This window comes from Amycolatopsis sp. NPDC023774 (assembly GCF_040639695.1).
Taxonomy (GTDB): Bacteria; Actinomycetota; Actinomycetes; order Mycobacteriales; family Pseudonocardiaceae; genus Amycolatopsis.
This window is the reverse complement of the sequence record NZ_JBFAAJ010000023.1, coordinates 50,998-51,694: the sequence shown is the minus strand read 5'-3', so window position 1 is coordinate 51,694 and position 697 is coordinate 50,998.

Below are 697 nucleotides of genomic sequence, written 5' to 3'. Positions count from 1 at the left end.
GCCAGCGTGGGTTCCGGAGCCGGCATGGGCTCAGCAGGCGGCGTGGGTGCGGGAGCCAGCGTGGGCTCAGCAGCCTGCGTGGGTTCGGGCACGGATGTGGGTTCGGGCACCGGTGCTGCTGCGAGTGCCGGACTGCCCACGGGTACCGGCTTGACCGCGGACACCGGCCTGGCGGCGAGAACCGACCTCGGTCCCGGTGACGGCACTCGCCTGCTCCCGTCGCCCTTCCCCCGCGACCTCTCCACCCAGCACAACGGCTCGAGCCGCTCCCCCGGTAGCGGCTCCAGCCCCTCCCACAGCAACGCCTCCCATCCTTCCCACAGCAACGGCTCCAGCGGAACCCTCCCCTCGCTTCCTCCGACCACCACCTCCGACCCGGCCCCCACGTCCGACACCGAACCGGGCTGGCCACCCGAGTGGCCCCCCGACCCCTTCCCGCGCGAAAAGGTCGGATAACCCCTCCCCGCTCCGCAACGGCGCCCTTCGGTCGCCCCCGTTCCCCGCGCAGCGACGACCCACCACCTACTGCACGCCGGCGCCGGGCGGCCACCAACCGGCGTGGGGGGGGGGGGGGCCGCCGGGCCCCCCCCCCCCCCCCCCCCCCCCCCCCCCCCCAAACACCCCCGCCGGCGCCCCCCCCCACGCGCACTAAACGCCCCCCCCCCAACACCAACCCCCCCCCCCCCCCCACACACAA